General features: G+C 65.4%; 20 protein-coding genes. 6 read left to right on the forward strand and 14 right to left on the reverse strand.

The genetic code is table 11. The annotated features are described in order from the left end of the window. Positions 1 to 17: 17 nt before the first annotated feature. The 5 genes from IDF66_RS07575 to IDF66_RS07595 all read right to left on the reverse strand — a co-directional run bounded on the left by IDF66_RS07575 (position 18) and on the right by IDF66_RS07595 (position 5870). Positions 18 to 857, reverse strand: coding sequence for a mycofactocin-coupled SDR family oxidoreductase (locus IDF66_RS07575; protein ID WP_164307287.1), 840 nt, complete (start codon positions 855 to 857; stop codon positions 18 to 20). 38 nt (positions 858 to 895) lie between these two features. After that, positions 896 to 1966: an NAD(P)H-dependent amine dehydrogenase family protein gene (locus tag IDF66_RS07580; protein WP_190266390.1), complete on the reverse strand. Its 1071-nt coding sequence runs from the start codon at positions 1964 to 1966 to the stop codon at positions 896 to 898. Between the two features lie 27 nt (positions 1967 to 1993). Beyond that, complete coding sequence (locus tag IDF66_RS07585; RefSeq protein WP_164307289.1) at positions 1994 to 3448, reverse strand: aldehyde dehydrogenase family protein; 1455 nt, start codon at positions 3446 to 3448, stop codon at positions 1994 to 1996. Between the two features lie 36 nt (positions 3449 to 3484). Continuing rightward, positions 3485 to 5026: an acyl-CoA synthetase gene (locus IDF66_RS07590; protein ID WP_190267377.1), complete on the reverse strand. Its 1542-nt coding sequence runs from the start codon at positions 5024 to 5026 to the stop codon at positions 3485 to 3487. 226 nt (positions 5027 to 5252) lie between these two features. Beyond that, positions 5253 to 5870, reverse strand: coding sequence for a TetR/AcrR family transcriptional regulator (locus IDF66_RS07595; protein WP_190266391.1), 618 nt, complete (start codon positions 5868 to 5870; stop codon positions 5253 to 5255). A 90-nt stretch (positions 5871 to 5960) separates the two neighbouring features. On the opposite strand from IDF66_RS07595, the gene IDF66_RS07600 reads away from it, so the two are divergent. From IDF66_RS07600 to IDF66_RS07615, 4 genes are read left to right on the forward strand one after another with little or no spacing between them, the layout of a single operon-like run. Then, positions 5961 to 7262: an acyl-CoA dehydrogenase family protein gene (locus IDF66_RS07600; RefSeq protein WP_190266392.1), complete on the forward strand. Its 1302-nt coding sequence runs from the start codon at positions 5961 to 5963 to the stop codon at positions 7260 to 7262. Further along, a complete protein-coding gene (locus tag IDF66_RS07605) occupies positions 7259 to 8278 on the forward strand; it encodes a phosphotransferase family protein (RefSeq protein WP_190266393.1) in 1020 nt (339 codons plus the stop codon). The genes IDF66_RS07600 and IDF66_RS07605 overlap by 4 nt, the downstream gene beginning before the upstream one ends. Continuing rightward, entirely contained in the window at positions 8275 to 9057 is a 783-nt protein-coding gene (locus IDF66_RS07610) for an enoyl-CoA hydratase/isomerase family protein (protein ID WP_190266394.1), read from the forward strand. The genes IDF66_RS07605 and IDF66_RS07610 overlap by 4 nt, the downstream gene beginning before the upstream one ends. Positions 9058 to 9064: 7 nt before the next feature. Beyond that, on the forward strand, positions 9065 to 10036 hold the full coding sequence (locus tag IDF66_RS07615) for an NADPH:quinone oxidoreductase family protein (protein WP_190267378.1): 972 nt from the start codon (positions 9065 to 9067) through the stop codon (positions 10034 to 10036). 137 nt (positions 10037 to 10173) lie between these two features. On the opposite strand, the gene IDF66_RS07620 is transcribed toward IDF66_RS07615, so the two are convergent. Both IDF66_RS07620 and IDF66_RS07625 read right to left on the reverse strand, forming a co-directional pair. Then, entirely contained in the window at positions 10174 to 10677 is a 504-nt protein-coding gene (locus IDF66_RS07620) for a hypothetical protein (RefSeq protein ID WP_190266395.1), read from the reverse strand. After that, on the reverse strand, positions 10674 to 11306 hold the full coding sequence (locus IDF66_RS07625) for a TetR/AcrR family transcriptional regulator (protein ID WP_317628702.1): 633 nt from the start codon (positions 11304 to 11306) through the stop codon (positions 10674 to 10676). Before IDF66_RS07625 ends, IDF66_RS07620 begins: the two co-directional genes overlap by 4 nt. 293 nt (positions 11307 to 11599) lie before the next feature. On the opposite strand from IDF66_RS07625, the gene IDF66_RS07630 reads away from it, so the two are divergent. Beyond that, complete coding sequence (locus IDF66_RS07630; protein WP_190266396.1) at positions 11600 to 12514, forward strand: LLM class F420-dependent oxidoreductase; 915 nt, start codon at positions 11600 to 11602, stop codon at positions 12512 to 12514. Next, positions 12474 to 13403 carry an SDR family NAD(P)-dependent oxidoreductase gene (locus tag IDF66_RS07635; protein WP_223309387.1) on the forward strand — a complete coding sequence of 310 codons (930 nt, stop codon included), beginning with the start codon at positions 12474 to 12476 and terminating at the stop codon, positions 13401 to 13403. Before IDF66_RS07630 ends, IDF66_RS07635 begins: the two co-directional genes overlap by 41 nt. Positions 13404 to 13429: 26 nt before the next feature. Here the strand turns inward: IDF66_RS07635 and IDF66_RS07640 are convergent, their stop codons facing one another. Genes IDF66_RS07640 through IDF66_RS07670 form a run of 7 tightly spaced genes read right to left on the reverse strand, consistent with a single transcriptional unit; the run spans position 13430 to position 21345 of the window. Continuing rightward, complete coding sequence (locus IDF66_RS07640) at positions 13430 to 14983, reverse strand: AMP-binding protein (RefSeq protein ID WP_190267380.1); 1554 nt, start codon at positions 14981 to 14983, stop codon at positions 13430 to 13432. A gap of 25 nt (positions 14984 to 15008) precedes the next feature. After that, on the reverse strand, positions 15009 to 16157 hold the full coding sequence (locus IDF66_RS07645; protein ID WP_190266397.1) for an acyl-CoA dehydrogenase family protein: 1149 nt from the start codon (positions 16155 to 16157) through the stop codon (positions 15009 to 15011). A gap of 12 nt (positions 16158 to 16169) precedes the next feature. After that, positions 16170 to 17315: a thiolase family protein gene (locus IDF66_RS07650; protein WP_190266398.1), complete on the reverse strand. Its 1146-nt coding sequence runs from the start codon at positions 17313 to 17315 to the stop codon at positions 16170 to 16172. Beyond that, complete coding sequence (locus IDF66_RS07655) at positions 17308 to 18153, reverse strand: enoyl-CoA hydratase/isomerase family protein (protein WP_190266399.1); 846 nt, start codon at positions 18151 to 18153, stop codon at positions 17308 to 17310. Before IDF66_RS07655 ends, IDF66_RS07650 begins: the two co-directional genes overlap by 8 nt. Continuing rightward, entirely contained in the window at positions 18150 to 19403 is a 1254-nt protein-coding gene (locus tag IDF66_RS07660; RefSeq protein WP_190266400.1) for a CaiB/BaiF CoA transferase family protein, read from the reverse strand. The genes IDF66_RS07655 and IDF66_RS07660 overlap by 4 nt, the downstream gene beginning before the upstream one ends. Next, positions 19403 to 20167, reverse strand: coding sequence for an SDR family NAD(P)-dependent oxidoreductase (locus IDF66_RS07665; protein ID WP_190266401.1), 765 nt, complete (start codon positions 20165 to 20167; stop codon positions 19403 to 19405). The genes IDF66_RS07660 and IDF66_RS07665 overlap by 1 nt, the downstream gene beginning before the upstream one ends. Then, positions 20167 to 21345, reverse strand: a complete 1179-nt coding sequence (locus IDF66_RS07670) for an acyl-CoA dehydrogenase family protein (protein ID WP_190266402.1) — start codon at positions 21343 to 21345, stop codon at positions 20167 to 20169. Before IDF66_RS07670 ends, IDF66_RS07665 begins: the two co-directional genes overlap by 1 nt. Positions 21346 to 21420: the final 75 nt, after the last annotated feature.

A 21420-nucleotide genomic window follows, 5' to 3' on the forward strand; every position in this document is an offset into this window, starting at 1 on the left:
AGGCGACTCGTAGGCTCCTACTTGAGCAGGCTGCCCCCGTCGACCGGGAGTGCGACACCGGTGATGAAACGGGACTCGTCGGACGCCAGGAACAGCACCGCGCTGCTGACGTCCTCGGGCTCCACCCAACCGATCGGCAGCACGTGCATCATCTGCGCGACGATCTTCATGTCCTCGGGTCCCGGGTTCTCCAGATCCGGCCGGAACAGTTTCATCGTCCCCTCGTTCATGAACATCGGGGTGTTGACGTTGGTGGGGAGGACGGAGTTGACTCGGATCGATTCCGCGCCCAATTCGACGGCAAAGCTCTTCATCAGGCCGATCACGCCGTGCTTGGCGGCGATGTAGTGGCCGGTGTTCGGGTACGCCTTGGCGCCACCGACCGAGCTGGTCAGCACGACCGACCCGCCGTTCCCCGTCGCGAGCAGATGTGGCACAGCCGCTTTCACGGTCTTCCAGACGCCCGCCAGGTTCACGTCGATCATGTCCTGCCAGTCCGACTCACTGGTCTTGTCCAGCGTCTCACCACCGTTGCCGATGCCGGCGTTCGCCACCACCACGTCGAGGCGGCCGAGCTGTTCCACTCCGTTGTCGAGCGCGGCCTTCAGCGCGTCGTAGTCACGGACGTCGGCCTCCGCCGCGACGATACGACGATTCTGGCCCTTGACGAGCTCCACCGTCTCCGCGAGATCGGCCGAGGTCGCTGCAGCGATCGCCGAATCGGCGGTCACCGGTCCGCAGACGTCGACGGCAATGATGTCCGCGCCTTCGGATGCCAGCCGGACCGCATGACTGCGTCCCTGCCCTCGTGCTGCCCCGCTGATGAAGGCTACCTTGCCTTCCAGGCGTCCACCCATGTCTCCCAACCTTTCATCTTCAATCACATTCGGTCTGTTCAGGTTCCGTCGCGCCGGACGACTCCTCGCGGCAGGATCAAGGGGAGATCGTTGTAGGTGACGATCCCCGGCGGGGCCGCGACGACAGCGGGTATCGCGTTCAACGGCGGAATCGCCGTCATGATGTGCCCGAGCACCATGAACTCTTCCATCGTGGTCGCCTCGAAATCCGGCGGTGGCAAGAATCCCACCGTCATCCTCACCGTCGGCCGACCGGCCACCTCGATGACCCAGCCGTCCTGATCGATCTTCCAATCGGGTTGCAGCGTCTGGCCCTTTCGCCACCGCACGTTGATCTCCACCGCCGTCTGGTCACCGGCGATGCCCTTCCAACTCGCATGAACCCCGGCGACACATCCGGCCGGAATCGACCAGGAACCGAGGTCCAGATCCTCTGTGGTCTGCGCATATTCGGCATCGCAGCGCACATCGTCGAGCTCGATCCCGAGTGCGTCGGCGACCATGCGCACGGCCTCGCCGAACACGCCGGTACCCTGCGCCGTCATGACCGGCAATTCCGGGTCATCGATGGGCCTGCCGAAACCGACCGGTTTCTCCGTCTCCGGGGAGTCGTAGAAGGTGGTGTCGGCGGCCTCGTTGACCGTGATGCGGTCGACCCGATCGCAGATCCCGGCCGCGACGATGGACAACTGGTTCACGTAACCCGGACTGATGCCCGACCCGAACATGCTCGATCCGCCGCGCAGGCACGCCTCGGCGATGCGCTCGCGCCCCTCGCCCTGATTGTGCCCGGTGATGAACGACGCGGTGGCCACCACATTGATCCCGGACTCGAGGATTCGGACCAGCTCGTCGACATCGATCCACATCGGGTTGTAGACCACGACATCGGGTTTGAGCCGCAGGAGCGCCGCGACGTCGTCGGTCGCCGCGATACCCAGGGGCCCGACACCGGCGAGCTCACCGACGTCCCTGCCGACCTTGTCCCTCGACCAGGCGTAACACCCGACGAGCTCGTAGGAGGGATTCGCCGCGATGGCCGCGACCGAACTGCGGCCCACATTGCCGGTGGTCCACTGCACCACCCGGTGGACGGGTTTGTCGGACATGCGATCTGCTCCTTCGTGTCGGCCGGATCAGATCTTGGTGTAGACGGTCTTGGTCTGCAGGTAGGCCTCGATACCTTCGCGACCGAACTCGTGTCCCCAACCCGACTGCTTGTAGCCGCCGAACGGCATCGCGTGGTCATAGACCATCTGGCAGTTGAGTGTGACCGTGCCCGCCTCCAGTCGCTTGGCGAGTCCGTGCGCGCGACTCACATCATTCGTCCATGCGGTGGCCGCGAGTCCGTAGCTCGAGTTGTTGGCCATCGCGATCACCTCGTCGTCGTCGTCGAACGGCAGGATGGCGACAACCGGTCCGAAGATCTCACGTTGGAACAGACGCATCTCGGGATCGACGTCGGTGACCACGGTGGGATGCACGAAGTAGCCTCTGCGGTCCAGGCGGTGCCCACCGGTGACCACCTCGACCCCGTCTTTGCGTCCCTCGTCGATGAAGCCCATCACGCGCTTGAGTTGCTTCTCGCTGATCAGCGGACCGATGTGCACGTTCTCTTCCTTGGGACCGCCGAGCTGCAGACCGTTCGCCACACCCGCGATGCCTTCCACGACCTGCTCGTACACCCCGCGCTGCACAAAGATCCGCGACCCGCAGATACAGCCCTGACCGGAGTGGATGAAGATTCCCATCGATGCCATCAGGATCGCCTGATCGAGATCGGCATCGTCGTAGATCAGGACCGGGGACTTGCCGCCGAGTTCGAGTGTGACCCGCTTGAGGTTTCCGGCCGCGGCGGCCACGATCTGTTTGCCGACCTCGGTGGAACCGGTGAATGCGATCTTGTCGACATCAGGGTGCTCGGTGAGCGCCTTGCCGGCCGTGTGGCCGTACCCCTGCACGAGATTGACGACTCCCTCGGGGACGCCCGCCTCGTCGAGGATCTTGTGCAGCAGCATCGCCGACAAGGGGGTCTCCTCGGCGGGCTTGACCACGCAACTGCAGCCGGCAGCAAGGGCGGGAGCCAGTTTGGTGGCCCAGTTGAAGACGGGTCCGTTCCACGGGAAGATCAGCCCGACAACGCCGTACGGTTCCCGCAGGGTGTAACCGTGCGCGTTGGAGAACAATTGCGCGACCCCGCCGGTCATCTGGATGTCGTGGGCGATGCCGTTGATCTTGGTGCACCATCCGGCGTAGTACCGGAACATCTCGGCGGCAGTACCCATGATCGCCTGCGCCTGGTCGACCGGCATCCCGGTGTTGAACGAGTCGAGTTCGGCGAGGTCCGCGGCGTGGTCATCGATCAGATCCGCGACGCGCCACAGGATCTTCGCGCGCTCGCTGGGGGCCTTTCCCACCCACACCCCGGATGTGAAGGCATCCCGTGCCCTGGCGACGGCCTCGTCGACGGCCTTGGCACCGCCGTCGGTGAACTCGGCGATCTGCTCCTCGGTCACCGGATCGATGACCGGGATGACGTCACCGTAACCGGCGCGTTTTCCGAGCTCATCCACTATTGTCTGTACAACCATCCTCGCTACCTCACTTGACTCGGCTGACCCCGCGGACTACACCACGAGGGAATCGTGATCGGACCAATACTGTTCGCGCAGTCTGCGTTTGTAGAGCTTCCCATTGGGATCCCTGGGTAGGGATGCGACGAAATCCATTGCACGCGGGCACTTGTAGCCCGCGAGGCGCGATCGGACGTATGCCAGGAGCTCGGCGGCGAGTTCCTCGCTCGTTCCCGCGCCGTCGACCGGTTGCACGAGCGCCAGCGCAGACTCGCCCATCTCGTCATCGGGTACCCCGATCACCGCGACATCGGCCACCGACGGATGGGTGGCGAGTACGTTCTCCGCCTCCTGCGGATAGATGTTCACCCCGCCGGAGATGATCATGTGCGCGGCCCGATCGGTCAGGTAGAGATAGCCGTCCGCGTCGAGTCGCCCGATGTCACCGAGCGTGCGCCACCCTTTGTCGTTGGTCGCCGCCGACGTCTTGCCCGGGTCGTTGTGGTATTCGAACGGCCTGCCCCCCTCGAAGTAGACCTCGCCGGTCTCACCGGGCGGCAGCTCGGACCCGTCGGGGCCGACGATGTGACACGTCTCCATCGGTCGCCCCACCGATCCGCGATGTGACATCCATTCCTGCGCCGTGATGAAGGTGGTGCCCACATCTTCGGTGCCCGAGTAGTATTCGCTGATGATCGGGCCCCACCACTGGATCATCTGCTCTTTCACTCCGATGGGGCACGGTGCGGCGGAATGGATCACACTTCGCAGGCTCGACAGATCATGGCGCTCCCGCTCCGCCGTGGAGAGCCGGAGGAACCGGGTGAACATGGTGGGCACGAATTGCCCCGTGGTGACGCGATACCTGTCGATGAGCTCCAGGCCCTGCGCCGCATCGAAGCGCTCCATCACGACCACCGTCGCCCCCAGCCGTTGCCATGACATCGAAAAGATCAGGGGCGCACCGTGGTACAGCGGGGCCGGGCACAGGTACACCGCGTCGTCGGTGTCGCCGGTCATCGCCAGACCCGCTGCGATCTGCACGGTCGGCGCGGAGGGATCGCCCAGAGGCGTCAGCGGCAACGGCTTGCGGACGCCTTTCGGTCGGCCGGTGGTTCCCGACGAATAGAGCATCTCGCGTCCCTCGCACTCACCGTCGATCGGGCCGGGTGGCGAATCGCGCAGCAGTTGCTCATAGCACTCGAAGCCGTCGACCTCGCCGTTCGCAGCGATTCGCACCGGGATCCGACTCAGGTCGAGGCCACCGATCACATCGGCCAGCTGCTCGCTCGTCACCAGGGCCACCGCCCCGCTGTCGTCGAGGATGTACTGGACCTCCTCGGCGGTCAGATGCCGGTTGACGGCGGTGAAGTACAGGCCGCTGCGTTGTGCGGCCCACGTGACCTCGAGATAGGAACGGTTGTTCTCCATGAGGATCGCGACGACTGAACCCGTCTGGACTCCCCGCTGCCGCAATACGCCGGCCAGTTGCCTCGATCGCACCTCGAGATCTCGGAAGGTGACGGTCTCGCCGTCGGCTCCCATCACGATCGCCGGCCTGGTCGGCGTCCGCAGGGCATGCCAGGCGAGGGTCATCGGCGCGGCGTTCACGATCGGCACCCCCTCCGGAGAAGAACAGAGTTCTGTCAGAACAAGAATGGCATTCCGCGGCGGGATCGACAAGCGTTTCGAGAAAGAATCCTGAGCGAGTGCTCAGCAGGGTGTGGCGGTGCGGAACGTCCGCCGACACAGCCACGCGGGCAGACCGCGCAGACGCGGGCCGTCGACCACCCTCGCCCCCGGCCGACCCCCGTTCAGGACGTCACCCGAGAAGCCGAAAACAGGCCGAGACGATCCGTGAGATGTCGTGGGCAGTAGGCGAGACCTTGCGCCACAGGTAGTCCGACAGCGCCCCGACAGTGGCGTTGGAGATCAGTCGCGCATCGAAAACGGGGTCCCCGCTGCCGAGTTCGCCGAGTGGCTCGTGCAGCAGTTCGGCAAGACGCGCGTTGACAGACGGAGGTGACGACATGACCTCCTGGTTCACGCTCCCGACATTCCACAGCACCGCACGAGTCGTCTGCGCCGAATCATCCTGCGCCTGTGACAGCACACCTTCCACCCACCGAACGACCCGTCCGCGAGCAGTCCCCTCTTTTCCCATCTGATGGTCCAGATAGCTGCAGAGACGATCGGTGCCGTCCTCGAGGATCGCGGCGATCAGGTCGTCCTTCGAGCGGAAGTGACGATAGAAGGCGTCATTCGACAGTCCGGCCGCGGCCACGATGTCGGCAACGCGAGGCACCGACGCGTGACCCGACCCGGCCATCACCGTGCGGCCGGCATCGATGAGCCGACGGATCTCGTCGGCATAGCCCGACTCGCGCTTGGCGACGGACCGTGCGGCGATCCGCCGAGCCACTCCCGATCCGTCCGACATGCGCGTTCCCCGATCCGTCGACTGTTCTGACAATTCAGAATTGCATTCTGTGGTTCGAGAATTATATTCTCATTGTGGAGAGGGGACAACATGGCATGGGATTTCGAGACCGATCCGGAGTATCAGGCGCAACTGGACTGGGCCGACGAGTTCGTCCGGAATGAGGTGGAGCCGCTCGACCTCATCTGGCCGCACGAGCAGTTCGTCCCGTTGGACGGCGCTCGCCGAAAAGCGATCGACCCACTGAAAGAACGCGTGCGGCAGAAGGGCCTGTGGGCCACGCACCTCGGCCCAGAACTCGGCGGTCAGGGACACGGGCAGCTCAAACTGGCGCTGCTCAACGAGATCCTCGGACGGTCGTCGTGGGCGCCGGTGGTGTTCGGCTGCCAGGCTCCCGACACCGGTAACGCCGAGATCATCGCGCACTTCGGCACCGCCACACAGAAGGAGCGTTACCTCAGGCCCCTGCTCGAAGGCGAGATCTTCTCGTCCTACTCGATGACCGAACCCCAGGCAGGAGCAGACCCGGCCAGGTTCGAGACGCGTGCGACACGCGACGGCGACGGGTGGGTCATCAACGGCTGGAAGTACTTCTCGTCCAACGCGGCCACATCGTCGTTCCTGATCGTGATGGCCGTGACCGATCCCGACGTGAGTGTGTACAAGGGCATGTCGATGTTCCTGGTCCCGTCGGACACGCCCGGCATCGAGATCGTCCGGAACGTCGGGTTGTACGGCGAACCGATGAACGGCGGATCGCACGCGCTGATCCACTACGACAACGTCCGGGTTCCCGACGACGACCTGCTGGGCGGAGCCGGGCAGGCGTTCGCGATCGCCCAGACCCGCCTCGGCGGTGGCCGAATCCACCACGCGATGCGCACCATCGGGCTCGCGCAGAAGGCACTGGACATGATGTGCGAGCGAGCGCTGAGCCGCGTCACCGCCGGCAGCGCGCTGTCGGACAAGCAATTCGTCCAGGGGTACATCGCCGATTCGTACGCGCAGCTCAAGCAGTTCCGGTTGTTCGTGCTGTACACGGCGTGGGAGATCGACAAGTACCAGGACTACAAGCGCGTGCGCAAGGACATCGCCGCGGTGAAGGTCGTGATGCCCACCGTGCTCCACGACATCGCCTGGCGTGCCATGCAGGTTCACGGCGCACTCGGGGTCACCAATGAGATGCCGTTCTTCACGATGATCCACGGTGCCGGAGTGATGGGCCTCGCCGACGGCCCCACCGAGGTGCACAAGACCACGGTCGCCCGGCAGGTGCTCCGGGATCACTCACCGACCGACGACATCTGGCCGAGCGAGTGGATCCCCAAGAAGCAAGGGGCCGCACGCGAGAAGTATGCGGAGTTCCTCGAACACGAAGTGGGTAACCGATGATCGACACCGAACGACTCGCAGACTGGATGGACGGTACCGGCCTCCCTGGCAAGGGTGAACCGATCGAGGCCCGATTCCTTTCCGGTGGAACGCAGAACGAGATCTACGAGATCACCCGCGGCGCAGAGCGTTGCGTGATCCGCATACCACCCGCGGCAGCGCCCCGGGATCGGGACAAGGGCATCCTGCGCGAATGGCGCATCATCGAGGCACTCGACGGCACCGACGTCCCGCACACCACCGCGATCGCGGCGTGTGAGGACACCACCGTCCTCGGCAGAGCGTTCTATCTCATGGGATTCGTGGACGGTTGGTCACCCATGGAGCACAAACGCTGGACCGAGCCCTTCACGTCAGATCTCGCGCTGCGACCGCAACTCGGGTATCAGCTCGCCGAGGGCATCGCACTTCTGTCCAAGGTGGATTGGCGCGCCCGCGGTCTCGACGGACTGGGCAGGCCAGAGGGATTCCATGAGCGCCAGGTCAGCCGCTGGACGGGCTTTTTCGAGCGCATCAAGGGCCGCGATCTCGACGGTATGGATGTCGCCACCCGGTGGCTGGAGGACAACCGCCCGATCGACTTCATTCCCGGTCTGATGCACGGCGACTACCAGTTCGCAAACGTCATGTTCCGCGACGGCACGCCCGCACGCCTCGCCGCCATCGTCGACTGGGAGATGGGGACCGTCGGCGATCCCAAGCTCGACCTCGCATGGATGGTGCAGGGCTGGCCGGAGGACACCTCCTCCGAGAAGGCTTCCGAATCCAGCTATGTCGACCTCCGCGGGATGCCCTCCCGAGATCAGATGGTCCAGCACTATGCCGAGGTCTCCGGTCGCCAGGTCGACGATCTCGACTATTACCTCGTGCTCGCCAAGTGGAAGCTGGCGATCGTTCTCGAACAAGGTTTCCAACGTGCCGGCGACGATCACAAGCTCCAGGCCTTCGGCGCGATCGTGCCCGAGCTGATGCGGTCGGCAGCCGACCTCGCGGAATCCACGGACTACCGGTCATGACGACGGCGACCGAGGAACTCCTGCAGGAGCGACACGGCGAGGTCATCGTGTTGACTCTCAACCGCCCCGACGCACGGAACGCCCTCACCGGCAGCCTGATCCGCTCCATCGGAGAAGCCCTGCTCGCGGCCGAGAGCGATACCGACACCCGGGCGATCGTGCTGACCGCGAGTGGCGACCGCGCGTTCTGCGCCGGCATGGACCTGCGCGCTTTTGCCGAGGGCGGTGACGTCGGCAGCGGGTCGGATCCGGCCACCGAGGCCTACTACCGACTCACCCGGGGAGAGACACCGATCCCGGTCATCGCTGCGGTGAACGGTGCCGCCACCGGCGGCGGTCTCGAACTACTTCTCGGCTGCGACCTCATCATCGCCTGCCGTGAGGCACGATTCGGACTGCCTGAGGCCAAACGCGGCCTGTTTCCTGGTGGGGGCGGCACGAATATCGGCACCCGAATCCCGCTCGGCGCCGCGCTGGAGATGACCATGACCGGGGAGTTCGTCAGTGCACAGCGAGGTTACGACCTCGGGCTGGTGAACGCGGTGGTCGATGCCACCGAACTCGTCGCCACCGCCCTCGACTACGCGCGGCGCGTGGGTGCGTGTGCGCCGTTGAGTCTGGCCGCGTGTAAAGAGTTGGTCCGGCTGGCGGTGACCGACCCGACGAAGGTCGCCGAAAGACTGCCGCATTGGCAGTCCGTGGTCTTCACCAGCCAGGACGCCATCGAAGGGGCGACCGCATTCATGCAGAAGCGGGACCCACTGTGGAAAGGCCGTTGAGGTGACGATTCGTGCGGCACTCTGCACGAGCCACGGACCGCCGGAAAACATTACGGTCCAAGAGATTCCATCTCCCACACTGGGTGACGGTCGAGTACGGATCCAGGTCGAGTTCGCCGCCGTGAACTTTCCCGACGTGCTCGTCGTCGCCAACGACTATCAGGTGAAGGTCCCGACCCCGTTCGTACCGGGCAGTGAGTTCGCCGGAATCGTCTCCGAAGTCGGCGGCCACGATGTCGGATTCGCGATCGGTGACCGGGTGATGGGGACAGGTCTGTTCGGTGCGTTCGCTGCTGAGGTGGTGACCGAGACCCGTTCGCTCAGCCATGTCCCGGATGGCATCGACACGCGTCTGGCGGCCGCGTCCGGCGTCGCATACCGCACCGCATACCACTCGCTACGCTCGGTCGCCCGGGTCGAGGCGGGCGATTCGATCGTCGTGCTCGGCGCCGGTGGCGGTGTCGGCCTCGCGGCCGTCGGCCTGGGAACAGCTCTTGGAGCCGACGTGATCGCAGTCGCGTCATCGCAGGAAAAGCTCGACGTGGCAAAGCGATACGGAGCAACAGGGCTGATCAATCACCGAGACGCCGACCTGCGCGCATCCCTGAAGGAGCTACTCCCCCAGGGCGCGGCAGCGGTGATCGATCCGGTCGGCGGGTCGCTGTCGGAGCCCGCGCTGCGTTCCCTGCGCCGAGGAGGCCGATTCGTGACGATCGGCTTCGCTTCGGGGGAGATACCGCGAATCCCGCTCAATCTGGTCCTGGTCAAGGGAATTCACATCCTCGGGTTCCAGTTCGGCGATGTCGCTCCCGACGAGTTCACCCGCAACGAGGAGGAACTCCGAACGCTCCTCTCCTCGGGTCAGGTCGTGCCCCACGTGGGGGCGGAGTTCCCCCTCGCCGAGGCCGCGCAAGCCCTGCGCACCGTCGCGGACGGCCGTGCGGTCGGGAAGGTCCTCATCCGCGTCCGCGGAGACTGACCGCGATCACCGGTCCACAGTTGACGACGGCCCGAACTCGTCGTGGTGCCGGGGAGATCGCCGACACCGTACGTCGCCGCACCGATTCTCGGAGCGGTGCGGCGACGTCCCCCGACCGTGTGACCGACGTCAGGGTGTCAGCTCGCCGGCACCAGGTGCGGCGGCGTCATGGCATGGTCTGCCGCGGTCCTGAACGACTCGATCGCGGTGAGCGAGTCCGGATCGACGTGAGCCGCCGCGAACGCCTGTCGTTTGAATGCCTGCGCCGCACAACTGAGCCGGTGTGACGTCGTCAGACAACGCTCGTCCAGTTCCAGCGGCAACCCCTCACCCCACAGCCGGATGTCGGCGAGTCCCCGATCGATCACCGATGTGGCCCCTGCCCGAATCCGCTCGTCCGCCGCGAAGACCTTTGCCGATATCGCCAGGGCCTGTGGCCACGGGCCCGCGCCGGGCTGATCGAAAGCCTTTCGGTTCACCAAGGAGTCGTGGAGATCGAAGAGTGGTGCGCCGAGGATCGCCAGCGGTCGGGTGTCCCCTTCCTCGATCACATGGACAGAGACATCCCAACCTGCCATCGACTGATCGAAGAGCCAGCCACCCGCGTGTTCGATCGCCTCCAACGGGTCGGTGGCGATCACCGCGAGCCGGTAGCGCAAGGGACGACGCCGCGCGACAGTTCGCGCTCGAGAGATCTCGTGTACTCCCGGAATACGGGCACCAGTGGAATTGACGGATCGAGCAACCATGATGTTTCCATTCCATTGATAAAGGCGATGACTTCCACGGCCTTTGCGGCCACATCCAGGTCCGAACGGAAGCGCCCCTCACGCTGACCGCGCCGAATTCCTTCGGCCACGGTCTCGACCGCCGCGTGATAGCGGAACAACAGCCGGTCGTGGAGCGGTGTGTCCGGTTCGAGGTTCTCCGCCTGTAACACGGTGAACATCCGAACCTGCTCCGGTGACCGTTCGAATCGGAGTGCGACGTTCTCGAGTTGCTCGAGAATGTCGCCCGTGCGATCCGCGTGCTCGTCGTCATCGGCGTCGCGAAGCTCCAACACCGCATGGAGCAGCTGCGCCTTCGACTCGAAATGATGCAGGAGACCTGCAGGCGTGACGCCCGCCTCCGCCGCGATCTGGGCCAGCGTCGTATTGCGCCATCCGTTTCGGCCCAGCAACTGCTGTGCCACTTCCAGGATGCGCCGCTTGCGCTCCTCACCTTTGGCAAGGAGTGCGTCATACGGACGTGTACCAGACGCCTGACTCACAATTTTCGTTCCTGACTGACCAGCGAACAAGTTCGGGGGGCTGCCCGAATCCAACCTAGTGAACACATAGTAGGTAGGTTCCGGGCATGTGACAAGCGTCTCATCTGACATCGATCACTGTCACGGTCACACCGCGCGACCGAGCGGGATAAGAGGCGTCCGATCGCAATTACGAGAATCACCCTCTCTTGTCACGATAGTATCGTTCTCAACAGGACGGCGCGAGAGGATCGCCGAAATCCTGCGACCGCGGCCGGTAACGCTGCACGTCACAGCTCTATCACGAGGAGATCATGCGTTTCATCTATCACTACCCCGAGACCAGCGGGCCCGACGGCGATCTCTTCGCTGCCGGCGGGATCAAGGAAGTGGCCGTCCACGCGGAACGAGCGGGATTCGAAGCATTCTCACTCAGTGAACATCCGGCTCCGGGCGCCCGGTGGTTGGCCACCGGTGGCCATCAGACCCTCGATCCGTTCGTCACGCTGGGATATGTGGCCGCCGCAACCGAACGACTGAGACTGCTGACCTACCTGGCGGTGGCGCCGTATAGGAACCCGCTCTTGCTCGCGAAATCGGCGGCCACCCTCGACACGCTTTCCGCCGGCCGGCTGATCCTCGGTCTCGGAGCCGGTTACCAGAAGAGCGAGTTCCATGCTCTCGGCGTCGACATCGCGGAGCGCAACGCATTGCTCGACGAGGCCCTCGACGTCCTCCCACTGCATTGGAGTGGCGAGGCGTTCACGTTCCAGGGCAGGCATTTCAGCGCACGCGACGTGATGTGCCGCCCCCGACCCGTGCAGTCGCCTATCCCGATCTGGATCGGCGGGAACTCGCGGCTCAGTCGTCGCCGGGTCGCGCGGGCAGGTCAGGGATGGATGCCGATGACCGGTGGCGCACAGTTGAGTTCGACTGCCCGAACCCCGATGCTCGATCCGGGTTCGCAACTCGGCGACATCATCGCCGAACTGCGTGGTGCCGCCGACTCGGCGGGCCGGACGGAGCCGATCGACGTCCTGTACTCCTATCAGGCAGAGGGGATCTCCGACCCCGCCGCCGACGCCGAGCGACACCGGGACGCATTCGCCCAACTCGAGAAGGTCGGTGTCACCTGGATCCTGGTATCGAGCCGGACCACCGACATCTCCGCGACCGCCGACTTCCTGGATGCCTTCGGCGCCACGTACCTGGCGCCCGGGCAGCGCTGATCTCGTGAGCTGGTTCGACGATCGGAGCGGGCTCGACGACACGGTGTCGGTGATCACCGGCGGCGCAGGCGGACTCGGCGAGAGCATTGCACTGGATCTCGCCGCCAACGGCGTTCGCCCGGCGGTGATCGACATCGATGCCACAGCGGTGGATGCGTTGCGCCGAGTTCTCACCGAACGGGGCCACGACGCGATCGTGCACTGCGGGGACGCACGGGACCCGCAGGCACTGGAGAAACTGTTCGGTACAGCGGCCGAACGTTGGGGACGAGTGGACATCCTGGTGAACATCGTGGGTGGCACCTTCCGTGCCGACTTCGTCGACAGCACCCCCAAGGGGTGGGATGCACTCCTGCGCACCAATTTCCACCATGTCCTGCATGCGTGCGCACTGGCGGTGCCGCGTATGCAGGCGGCGGGGCGAGGCGGCAGCATCATCAACATCACCACCATCGAGGCACATCGTGCCGCACCAGGGTTCGCCGTCTATGCGGCGGCGAAGGCTGCCGTCGAGCAATTCTCCCGGACGCTGGCGGTCGAGGTCGCGCCCGATCGGATCCGGGTCAACAACGTCGCACCCGACTTCGTGCCGACCCCCAATCTCGCGAGGTTCGGCCACGGAGAGACCCCGCCGATGGCCACCGCGGCAGGCGCTCGCATCGCGATCCCGATGGGGCGCGTCGGCGAGGTATCGGACGTCTCGAACGCCGTGGTGTTTCTCGCCTCGGGTCTGTCGAGCTATATCACCGGCACCACTCTGCACCCGGACGGCGGGACACTCGCCTCTTCTGGCTGGCTCAACTGGCCCGAGAGCGGCTGGGCCAACTATGCGCCCACATCCGTTCTCGCCCAGCTGAACACCGAAGTCATGGATGGTTCCGAAGCATGAGCGCAGTCTGAGGAGCGCCGGTCCGATCAGCCGATCGGCCACCCCTGATCTGCCCGGGCAACCAGTTCACGAACTCGATGCTTCTGCACCTTGCCCGACGCAGTGCGTGGAAAGTCCTCGACCTCGTGAATCTCCTCCGGCCACTTCTGGCGTGCCACGCCGGATTGTCTGAAGTGCCCTCGTAGGTCTTCCATGGTGGGCATCGGATGACCACTGCGCAGTCGCACCACCGCCGCAACACGCTCGCCGAGACGCGGGTCGGGGGCAGACACCACCACCGCGTCCGCGACCGCGGGTAGGGTCAGCAGAACCTCTTCCACCGCGGCGGCACTCACATTCTCTCCACCGCGAATGATCATGTCGGACTTGCGATCGATGATGGACAGGTAGCCATCGGCGTCGATCACGCCGATATCTCCGGTGTGGTACCAACCTTCGTCGTCGAAAGCACCGGCGGTCAGGGCTTCGTCGGTATAGCCCAGGCACAGGTCAGGACCGCGACTGAGCACCTCGCCGTCATCGCCCAAGCGGATCTCGACCCCTGTTCGAGGGGTTCCGTCCGTACACAGTCGCTTGTCCTCCGGCGCGGAACCGCTCGTGCCGGTCACAGATGGATGTTCGGTGCTGCCGTACGCCCGCGTCACGGTGATCCCCAGGCCGGTCAGACGCCGCGTCACCGCAGCGGGAATCGTGGAACCCCCGAGTCCGATGTGACTGACATACCTCAGGTGATCATTTCGGAAGTCCGGGTGATCGAGCAGACTGGTGACGAAGTACGTCGGTCCGCCGCCGAAGCCGACACCGTCGGAGTCCATCAGGCCGATCACCACTTTCGGATCCCATTCGTCGCACAGGTCGACCGCGGTGCCTTCGAGGATCGGCACCAGGAACGCTGTCAGCATGCCCATGAAGTGACCAACCGGAAGCGCATTGAGCTGGCGACCGCGGTCCCGCTGGTAGTTGGCGATCTGCTGACGAGTCTCGAATCCGAGGGTCTGGTGTGTGTGGACCACACCTTTCGGGTCGCTGGTCGTCCCTGAGGTGTAGGCGATCAGTGCCGCATGGCCGGGGTCCACGTCGAGGACGCCCTCCAACGGTTCGTCGGAGAGCAGCCCATCGAAACTGCTGCCGACGACACCGACGATGGGTACGTCGGCACTCACTGCCGGATCGTAGGTCATACGTCCGTGCCGCTCCGCGGTGACAAAGACCCTCGGCCGCGCATCTGCGAGGATGAATGCCACCTCCTTCGGTCCGTAGAAATGCACGATGGGGACCACGACGGCACCGAGAATCGATGAGGCCCAGAAGGTTGCGGCCGCTTCCATCCAGTTCGGCAACTGACAGGCGATCACGTCTCCGGGCCCGACACCGCGCGCCCTGAGACCCGCCGCCAAGCGACGGGCCACCATCTCCACATCGGCGAGCGTTCCTGCGTATGGCCGCACTTTGGAGTGGACGTGAAACCCGAGGTCTGCGTGCTCGTGCAATCCGCGGCTGAGTATCGTCCCCAGCGACTCATCGCTCCACCACCCCATCGCCAGGTAGTGGCTCCTCAGATCGTCGGGAATCGATCGCATCGGGACCGTGATGCTCACCGGCCGATCACAATCCCAACGATTTCGCGACGATCGTCCGCATGACCTCGCTCGTCCCCGCATAGATCCGCGCCACGCGCGCATCCGTGTAGAGGCGGGCGATCGGGTACTCCATCATGTACCCGTAGCCACCGAACAACTGCAGGCATCGATCCACCGCACGAGCCTGCATCTCGGTGCAGAACAGCTTCACCCGCGCGGCATCGGCCCCCGACAGTTCACCGTCCACCAGGGCCAGCACTGCCTGGTCGAGCATCGCCTGCGCCGCCTCCACCTCCGTCGAGACCGATGCCAACTCGAACTTGGTGTTCTGGAAGCCGGCGACCGGTTTGCCGAATGCCTTGCGCTCCGAGACGTATTCGATGGTCGCCACGAGGGCCGCCCGCGCTTGGGCGACCGACCCGGCCGCCACGGTCATCCGCTCCTGGGACAGATTGTGGCCCAGGTATCCGAAGGCCGCGCCTTCCTCGCCCAGGACGTTGGACACCGGAACCCGCACGTCGGTGAACGACAACTCCACGGTGTCCTGGACCTTGCAACCCATCTTGTCGAGCACCCGGCCGCGCTCGAAACCCTCCATCCCGTCCTCGACGACGAGCAGACTCAGTCCGGCACGGCGGTTCTCCGGATCTGTCGACGTCCGTGCGACCACGATGACCAGGTCCGCCAGCAGGCCGCCGGTGATGAAGGTCTTGGCGCCGTTGAGGACGAAATGATCGCCATCGCGTACCGCACTGGTGCTCACGCCCGCGAGATCCGACCCGGTCCCGGGCTCTGTCATCGCGATGGCCGTGAGCAACTGGCCGCTCGCCAGGCCGGGGAACCACCGGTCACGCTGCTCGGCATTCGCATAGCGCAGGAAATACGGCAGGATCACGTCGAGTTGGGTGCGCACGGTCGAGAGGGTGACCAGCGCCCGGGAGGCCTCTTCCTGCAGGATCACGTTGTAGCGGAAGTCCTCCTGTCCTGCCCCGCCGTACGCCTCCGGAATGGCCATGCCCAGCACGCCGAGTTCGCCGAGCCGGCCGAAGACGTCGCGGGGCATCTGACCGGCCTTTTCCCACTTCGGGTACTCGCCGACGACCTCTTTCGTCACGAAGTCCCGGACGAGCGCGCGGAACGCCTCGTGATCCTGGTGGTAGATCCCACGTCGCATGTCGGATTCCTCTCAGGCCGTCAGCTCGACCAGGGTGGCGTTGGCGGTGCCGCCGCCCTCGCACATGGTCTGGAGTCCGTATCGAATGTCGTTGTCGCGCATGTGGTGCAGCATTCGGGTCATCAGGATCGCGCCCGAGCCGCCGAGTGGGTGTCCCAGAGCGATCGCCCCGCCGAGCGGGTTCAGCCGTTCGACAGGAGCACCGGTCTCGGCGAGCCACGCCAACGGCACGGGCGCGAAGGCCTCGTTGACCTCGAATGTGCCGACGTCACTGAGCGACACACCGGTTTTGGCGAGGACCTTCTCGGTGGCCGGGATGGGGCCGGTCAGCATCAACACCGGGTCCGAGCCGGCCACCGCCCCACCTCGGTAGTGCGCGAGCGGAGTGAGGCCGAGATCGCGCGCACGTTCGGGTGTGGTGATCAACAGAGCCGCGGCGCCGTCGGAGATCTGAGACGAGTTGCCCGCGTGGATCACCCCGTCGTCGCGAAACGCCGGCCGGAGACCGGCGAGCTTCTCGACGGTGGAACCGCGCCGAACCCCTTCGTCGACCGACACCGTTCCGGCACCCGTCGCGACCGGGACGATCTGCTCGACGAACGCACCTCGATCGATGGCCGCGGCCGCCAGTTCATGTGACCGGACCGCGTACTCGTCGAGGACTGTACGGGACAGACCCCACTTCTCGGCGATCAGCTCGGCCGAGATCCCCTGGTTGAAGGTGAAATCGTCATAACGGGTCAAGACCCTGGGGCCATACGGCATCCCGGTGGAGCGCGCAGAACCGAGCGGCACCCGACTCATCACCTCCACACCGCCCGCGACGACGACGTCCTGCTGGCCCGACATCACGGCCTGGGCGGCGAAGTCCAGCGCCTGCTGGCTGGAACCGCACGCGCGGTTGATGGTGGTACCCGGGATCGACTCGGGCCATCCGGCCGCCAGCACCACGTACCGCCCGATGTTGCTCGACTGGTCGCCCACCTGCGAGACACAGCCCCACACGACGTCGTCGACGATCGTCGGGTCGATGCCCGTACGACGGGCCAACTCCTGCAGCACCACCGCGGAGAGATCAGCGGCGTGCATCTCCGACAATCCGCCGTTGCGTTTGCCGACCGCGCTGCGCACGGCTTCGACGATGACGACTTCACGCATGTCCACTCTCTCCGATCTCGTTTCCCGGCACGCTCCCCGGCGGAGGTACTGCCCACCGCCCGGTGAACGCCGGCTGCTTCTTCTGTGCGAACGCGGCGTACGCCGTGCCCGCGTCCGAGGTCCCGAAATTGATCACCTGCGCGCGCGACTCACGGGCCAGTGCTTCGTGCAGCGAACCGTCGGCCCCTTCGTTCAGCAGGGATTTGATCTGGGCAAGCGCCACCGGCGGACCTGCGGCCAGTTGCTGCGCGATCGTCTCGACAAAACCGTCGATCTCGTCGGCATCGACCACCCAGGTCACCAACCCCAGCGCGTGCGCCTGCACCGCATCGATCATCTCCGCCAGCAGCGCAAGACGTTTCGCCTGCTGCAGCCCGACGAGACGTGGGAGGTGCCACGATCCACCGAGGTCCATGGACAGGCCCCGACGAGCGAAGATCTGCGAGAAGCGGGCATCGGGGCTGGCGACCACCAGGTCACAGCCGAGGGCCAGATTCCACCCGGCACCGACCGCGACACCGTCCACCTTGGCAATCGTCGGGATCGGCAGGTCATGCACCGCCATCGCGACATCGGCCAGGATGCGCATCTTGTCCACGGGATGGCGCGGATCGGGTTTCGAGATGTCGGCGCCCGAACAGAACGAGCCACCGGCGCCGGTCAGGACCAGGGCCCGAGGACCCTCCGCACGTGCGGTGTCCTCCAGCACATCTCGGAGTGCGCACCACGCGGTCCAGTCGAGGGCGTTCTTGCGACCGGGCCGGTTCAGCGTCACGGTGCGGACGCCCGACGCGTCGTCGGTGACCACCACCCCCGTATCCGCGTCGTGGGTGCTCATCGGTCGAACGCCGGACCGACTGCCCCCTGGGTGCGCAACTCGGCGATGTCGTCGGCGCCGAGTCCGAGGCCGGCCAGCACGCTGTCGGTGTGCTCCCCCAGTCCGGGGATCGGACCCATGACGGGGTCGAAACCGGCGATCACCGGCGGTGGCAGGATCGCCGGTATCGGCCCGTTCGGGGTGTCGACCTCCCGCCACCGGTCACGCTCGGCGAGATGCGGGTGCGCGATGACATCGCTCGGAAGGTTGAAGCGTGCATTGCCGATACCCGCCGCGTCAGCGGCCTTCTGGATGTCGAGGAGATCGTGCTTCGAGCACCAGTCGCCGATGGCCGCGTCGAGGATGTCGCGATGGTCGACCCGTCCGGCATTCGTGGTGAATCGGGGGTCGGCCGCAAGATCGCCGCGCTGCAGGATCTCTGTCGCGAGTCGTTGCCATTCACGATCATTCGTGGTTCCGAGTACGACTTTCTGCGCATCGGCCGTGGGGTAAGCGCCATACGGGGCGACCGCAGGCGAACCCATACCGCGCGGCTGCTGGTCGATCCCGGTGTGCCGGGTGTAGTTGAGCGCGTAGCCCATCAGCTCGGCCATCGTGTCGAACAGGCTCACCGCCACGGCACCCCCGCGTCGGGGCCGTTGCGTGTCGCGTCCCTGTCCCACCATCAGCGACAGGATGGAGATGGCCGAATAGAGCCCGGAACAGACGTCGGCCATCGGCGGCCCCGGCTTGGCAGGCGCGTCAGGGTATCCGGTGATCGCGCACGCACCCGACTCTGCCTGGGCGAGAAGGTCGTAGGCACGCTTGTGCGACAGCGGACCGCCCGGTCCGTACCCGTCGATCTCCACCACGATCAGCTCGGGATGACGGTCCGCGAGATCATCTGGGCCGATGCCCATCTTCGTCGTGGAACCGGGTGCCAGATTGGACACCAGGACGTCGGCGTCACCGAGCAGCCGGTGCAGCACGGCCATCCCGCCGGCCGACTTGAGATCGATGGTGATGGACTCCTTGCCGCGGTTCACCCAGACGAAGTGGGCGGCCATGCCGTTCACGACGTCGTCGTAATGGCGTGCGAAATCCCCACCGTTGGGGTTCTCGACCTTGATCACCCGGGCACCCAGATCGGCGAGGGTCCGCGTACACATCGGCGCGGACACCGCCTGCTCGAGAGCGACGACGGTGATACCGGCGAGCGGCCCGTCCGATGGCGTTGCGGCGGTGTCGAATGCCTCGACCGACGTCGACATCACATCACCATGCCACCGTCGACCGGCAGCACCTGTCCGGTTATGAACGACGCCGCATCAGACGCGAGGAAGACGAATGCGCCTGCGACCTCGGACGGTTCGGCCCAGCGCCGCAACGGAATCCGGTTGAGCATGGTCGGCGCGAAACGCTCGTCGGTGCGAATGGTCTCGGTCATCGGCGTCGCAGCCAGCGGCGCCAGGGCGTTGACCAGGATCTGCTTGCGCGCCAGCTCGCGGGCGAGCGATTTGGTGAGTCCGATGATCCCGGCTTTGGCCGCAGAGTAGTTCACCTGCCCGAGTGTTCCGGTGATCCCCGCCGACGACGTCACGTTGATGATGCGGCCGGTGCCGTCGGTCGCCAGGTGGGGCAACGCCGCCTGTGCACAGTTGAACGCGCCCATCAGATGGATGTCGAGCATCCGCCGGATGCTGTCCCCGGTGGTGTCGGCGAACATGGCAGGTGCCGTCACCCCGGCATTGTTGACCACGATGTGGACGTGCCCATCCCCCAGTGCGGCCGCACGACTCATCACGCCGTCAGCGGCGTCGCGGTCGCTGACGTCGAGTGCCATGCTGTCGGCCTTGCCGCCCGAGAGCGAGATCTTCTCGGCGACCTCGGCCGCGGCCGATTCGTTCACATCGGTCACCATGACCGCCGCTCCCGCGGTGGCCAGTGCCGCGGCCACCGCCGAACCGATGCCACCGGCGGCACCGGTGACGACGGCTGCGCGGCCCGTCAGGTCGAACATCGTGTTGTGGCCCATCAGTAACTCCTCGGCATGCCCAATGTGTGCGATCCCAGATAGTTGAGGATCATTTCCTGACTGATCGGAGCGATCCGCATGACACGCGCCTCGCGGAAGTAGCGTGCCACGTTGTACTCCTCCGAGTACCCCATGCCGCCGTGGGTCTGAAGAGCACGGTCGGCGGCGGTGAAACCTGCTTCCGCACAGAGGTACTTGGCGGTGTTGGCTTCGCGGCCACAGGGTTTCCCGTTGTCGTAGAGCCAGGTGGCCTTGCGTAACACCAGTTCTGCCGCATCGAGGTGTGCGAGGGAGTCGGCCAGCGGGAACTGGATGCCCTGATTCATCCCGATCGGACGGTCGAACACCTCACGTTGCTTCGCGTAGGTCACGGCCCGGTCGAGTGCGACGCGGCCGATGCCGAGCGCCTCCGCTGCGATGAGCATGCGTTCCGGGTTGAGTCCGTCGAGGAGGTACTTGAAGCCCTTGCCCTCTTCTCCGACGCGATCCTCCTCCGGCACGTACAGGTCGTCGATGAACAGCTCGTTGGAGGTGACCGCATTGCGGCCCATCTTCTTGATGGGCCTGATGTCGACGTGTTCCCGATCCAGATCGGTGAGGAACAGCGTCATCCCGTCGGTCTTCTTCTCGACCTGGTCATACGGCGTCGTGCGGGTGAGCAGGAGGATCTTCTCGGCCTCCATCGCCTTCGAGATCCACACCTTGCGTCCGTTGATCACGTAGCCGTCACCCGTGCGCCGCGCTGCCGTGGTGATGCGCGACGTGTCGAGGCCCGCACCCGGTTCGGTCACGCCGAAACACACATGCAGGTCGCCGTTCACCACGCGCGGCAACGTCCGCTGTTTGAGTTCTTCGGATCCGTGGACGACAACCGGTTGCATACCGAAGATCGAGAGATGGATCGCAGTCGCCGCGTTCATCGCGCCGCCCGACCGCGAGACCTGTTCGAGGAGGATGGAGGCCTCCGTGATCCCCAGGCCGTGCCCGCCGTACTCCTCCGGGATGGTCATGCCGAGCCAGCCGCCGTCGGCGATGGCCTGATAGAACTCGGTCGGGAACTCGTGTGCGAGATCCTTCTCCATCCAGTACTGGTCGTCGAAGCGACCTGCCAACTCGGCAACCGACTTCCGGATCAGCTCTTGATCCTCGGTCAGATCGAAACTCATCCCTGCCGACATGCAGGAACCTCCTCTCACGAAGTGGCGGACACATGTCCGCACCGGCTCATGCCCAGTGGCGCGAGCCGGTGCGAC

It is taken from the genome of Gordonia hankookensis (assembly GCF_014673215.1).
In the GTDB taxonomy this organism is placed as follows: Bacteria; Actinomycetota; Actinomycetes; order Mycobacteriales; family Mycobacteriaceae; genus Gordonia; species Gordonia hankookensis.

Excerpts from the sequence above, each read along its gene's own strand:
- IDF66_RS07575 (WP_164307287.1), bottom strand. The coding sequence starts at position 857 with ATGGGTGGACGCCTGGAAGGCAAGGTAGCCTTCATCAGCGGGGCAGCA.
- IDF66_RS07580 (WP_190266390.1), bottom strand. The coding sequence starts at position 1,966 with ATGTCCGACAAACCCGTCCACCGGGTGGTGCAGTGGACCACCGGCAAT.
- IDF66_RS07585 (WP_164307289.1), bottom strand. The coding sequence starts at position 3,448 with ATGGTTGTACAGACAATAGTGGATGAGCTCGGAAAACGCGCCGGTTAC.
- IDF66_RS07590 (WP_190267377.1), bottom strand. The coding sequence starts at position 5,026 with ATGACCCTCGCCTGGCATGCCCTGCGGACGCCGACCAGGCCGGCGATC.
- IDF66_RS07595 (WP_190266391.1), bottom strand. The coding sequence starts at position 5,870 with ATGTCGGACGGATCGGGAGTGGCTCGGCGGATCGCCGCACGGTCCGTC.
- IDF66_RS07600 (WP_190266392.1), top strand. The coding sequence starts at position 5,961 with ATGGCATGGGATTTCGAGACCGATCCGGAGTATCAGGCGCAACTGGAC.
- IDF66_RS07605 (WP_190266393.1), top strand. The coding sequence starts at position 7,259 with ATGATCGACACCGAACGACTCGCAGACTGGATGGACGGTACCGGCCTC.
- IDF66_RS07610 (WP_190266394.1), top strand. The coding sequence starts at position 8,275 with ATGACGACGGCGACCGAGGAACTCCTGCAGGAGCGACACGGCGAGGTC.
- IDF66_RS07630 (WP_190266396.1), top strand. The coding sequence starts at position 11,600 with ATGCGTTTCATCTATCACTACCCCGAGACCAGCGGGCCCGACGGCGAT.
- IDF66_RS07635 (WP_223309387.1), top strand. The coding sequence starts at position 12,474 with ATGCCTTCGGCGCCACGTACCTGGCGCCCGGGCAGCGCTGATCTCGTG.
- IDF66_RS07640 (WP_190267380.1), bottom strand. The coding sequence starts at position 14,983 with ATGCGATCGATTCCCGACGATCTGAGGAGCCACTACCTGGCGATGGGG.
- IDF66_RS07645 (WP_190266397.1), bottom strand. The coding sequence starts at position 16,157 with ATGCGACGTGGGATCTACCACCAGGATCACGAGGCGTTCCGCGCGCTC.
- IDF66_RS07650 (WP_190266398.1), bottom strand. The coding sequence starts at position 17,315 with ATGCGTGAAGTCGTCATCGTCGAAGCCGTGCGCAGCGCGGTCGGCAAA.
- IDF66_RS07655 (WP_190266399.1), bottom strand. The coding sequence starts at position 18,153 with ATGAGCACCCACGACGCGGATACGGGGGTGGTGGTCACCGACGACGCG.
- IDF66_RS07660 (WP_190266400.1), bottom strand. The coding sequence starts at position 19,403 with ATGTCGACGTCGGTCGAGGCATTCGACACCGCCGCAACGCCATCGGAC.
- IDF66_RS07665 (WP_190266401.1), bottom strand. The coding sequence starts at position 20,167 with ATGGGCCACAACACGATGTTCGACCTGACGGGCCGCGCAGCCGTCGTC.
- IDF66_RS07670 (WP_190266402.1), bottom strand. The coding sequence starts at position 21,345 with ATGTCGGCAGGGATGAGTTTCGATCTGACCGAGGATCAAGAGCTGATC.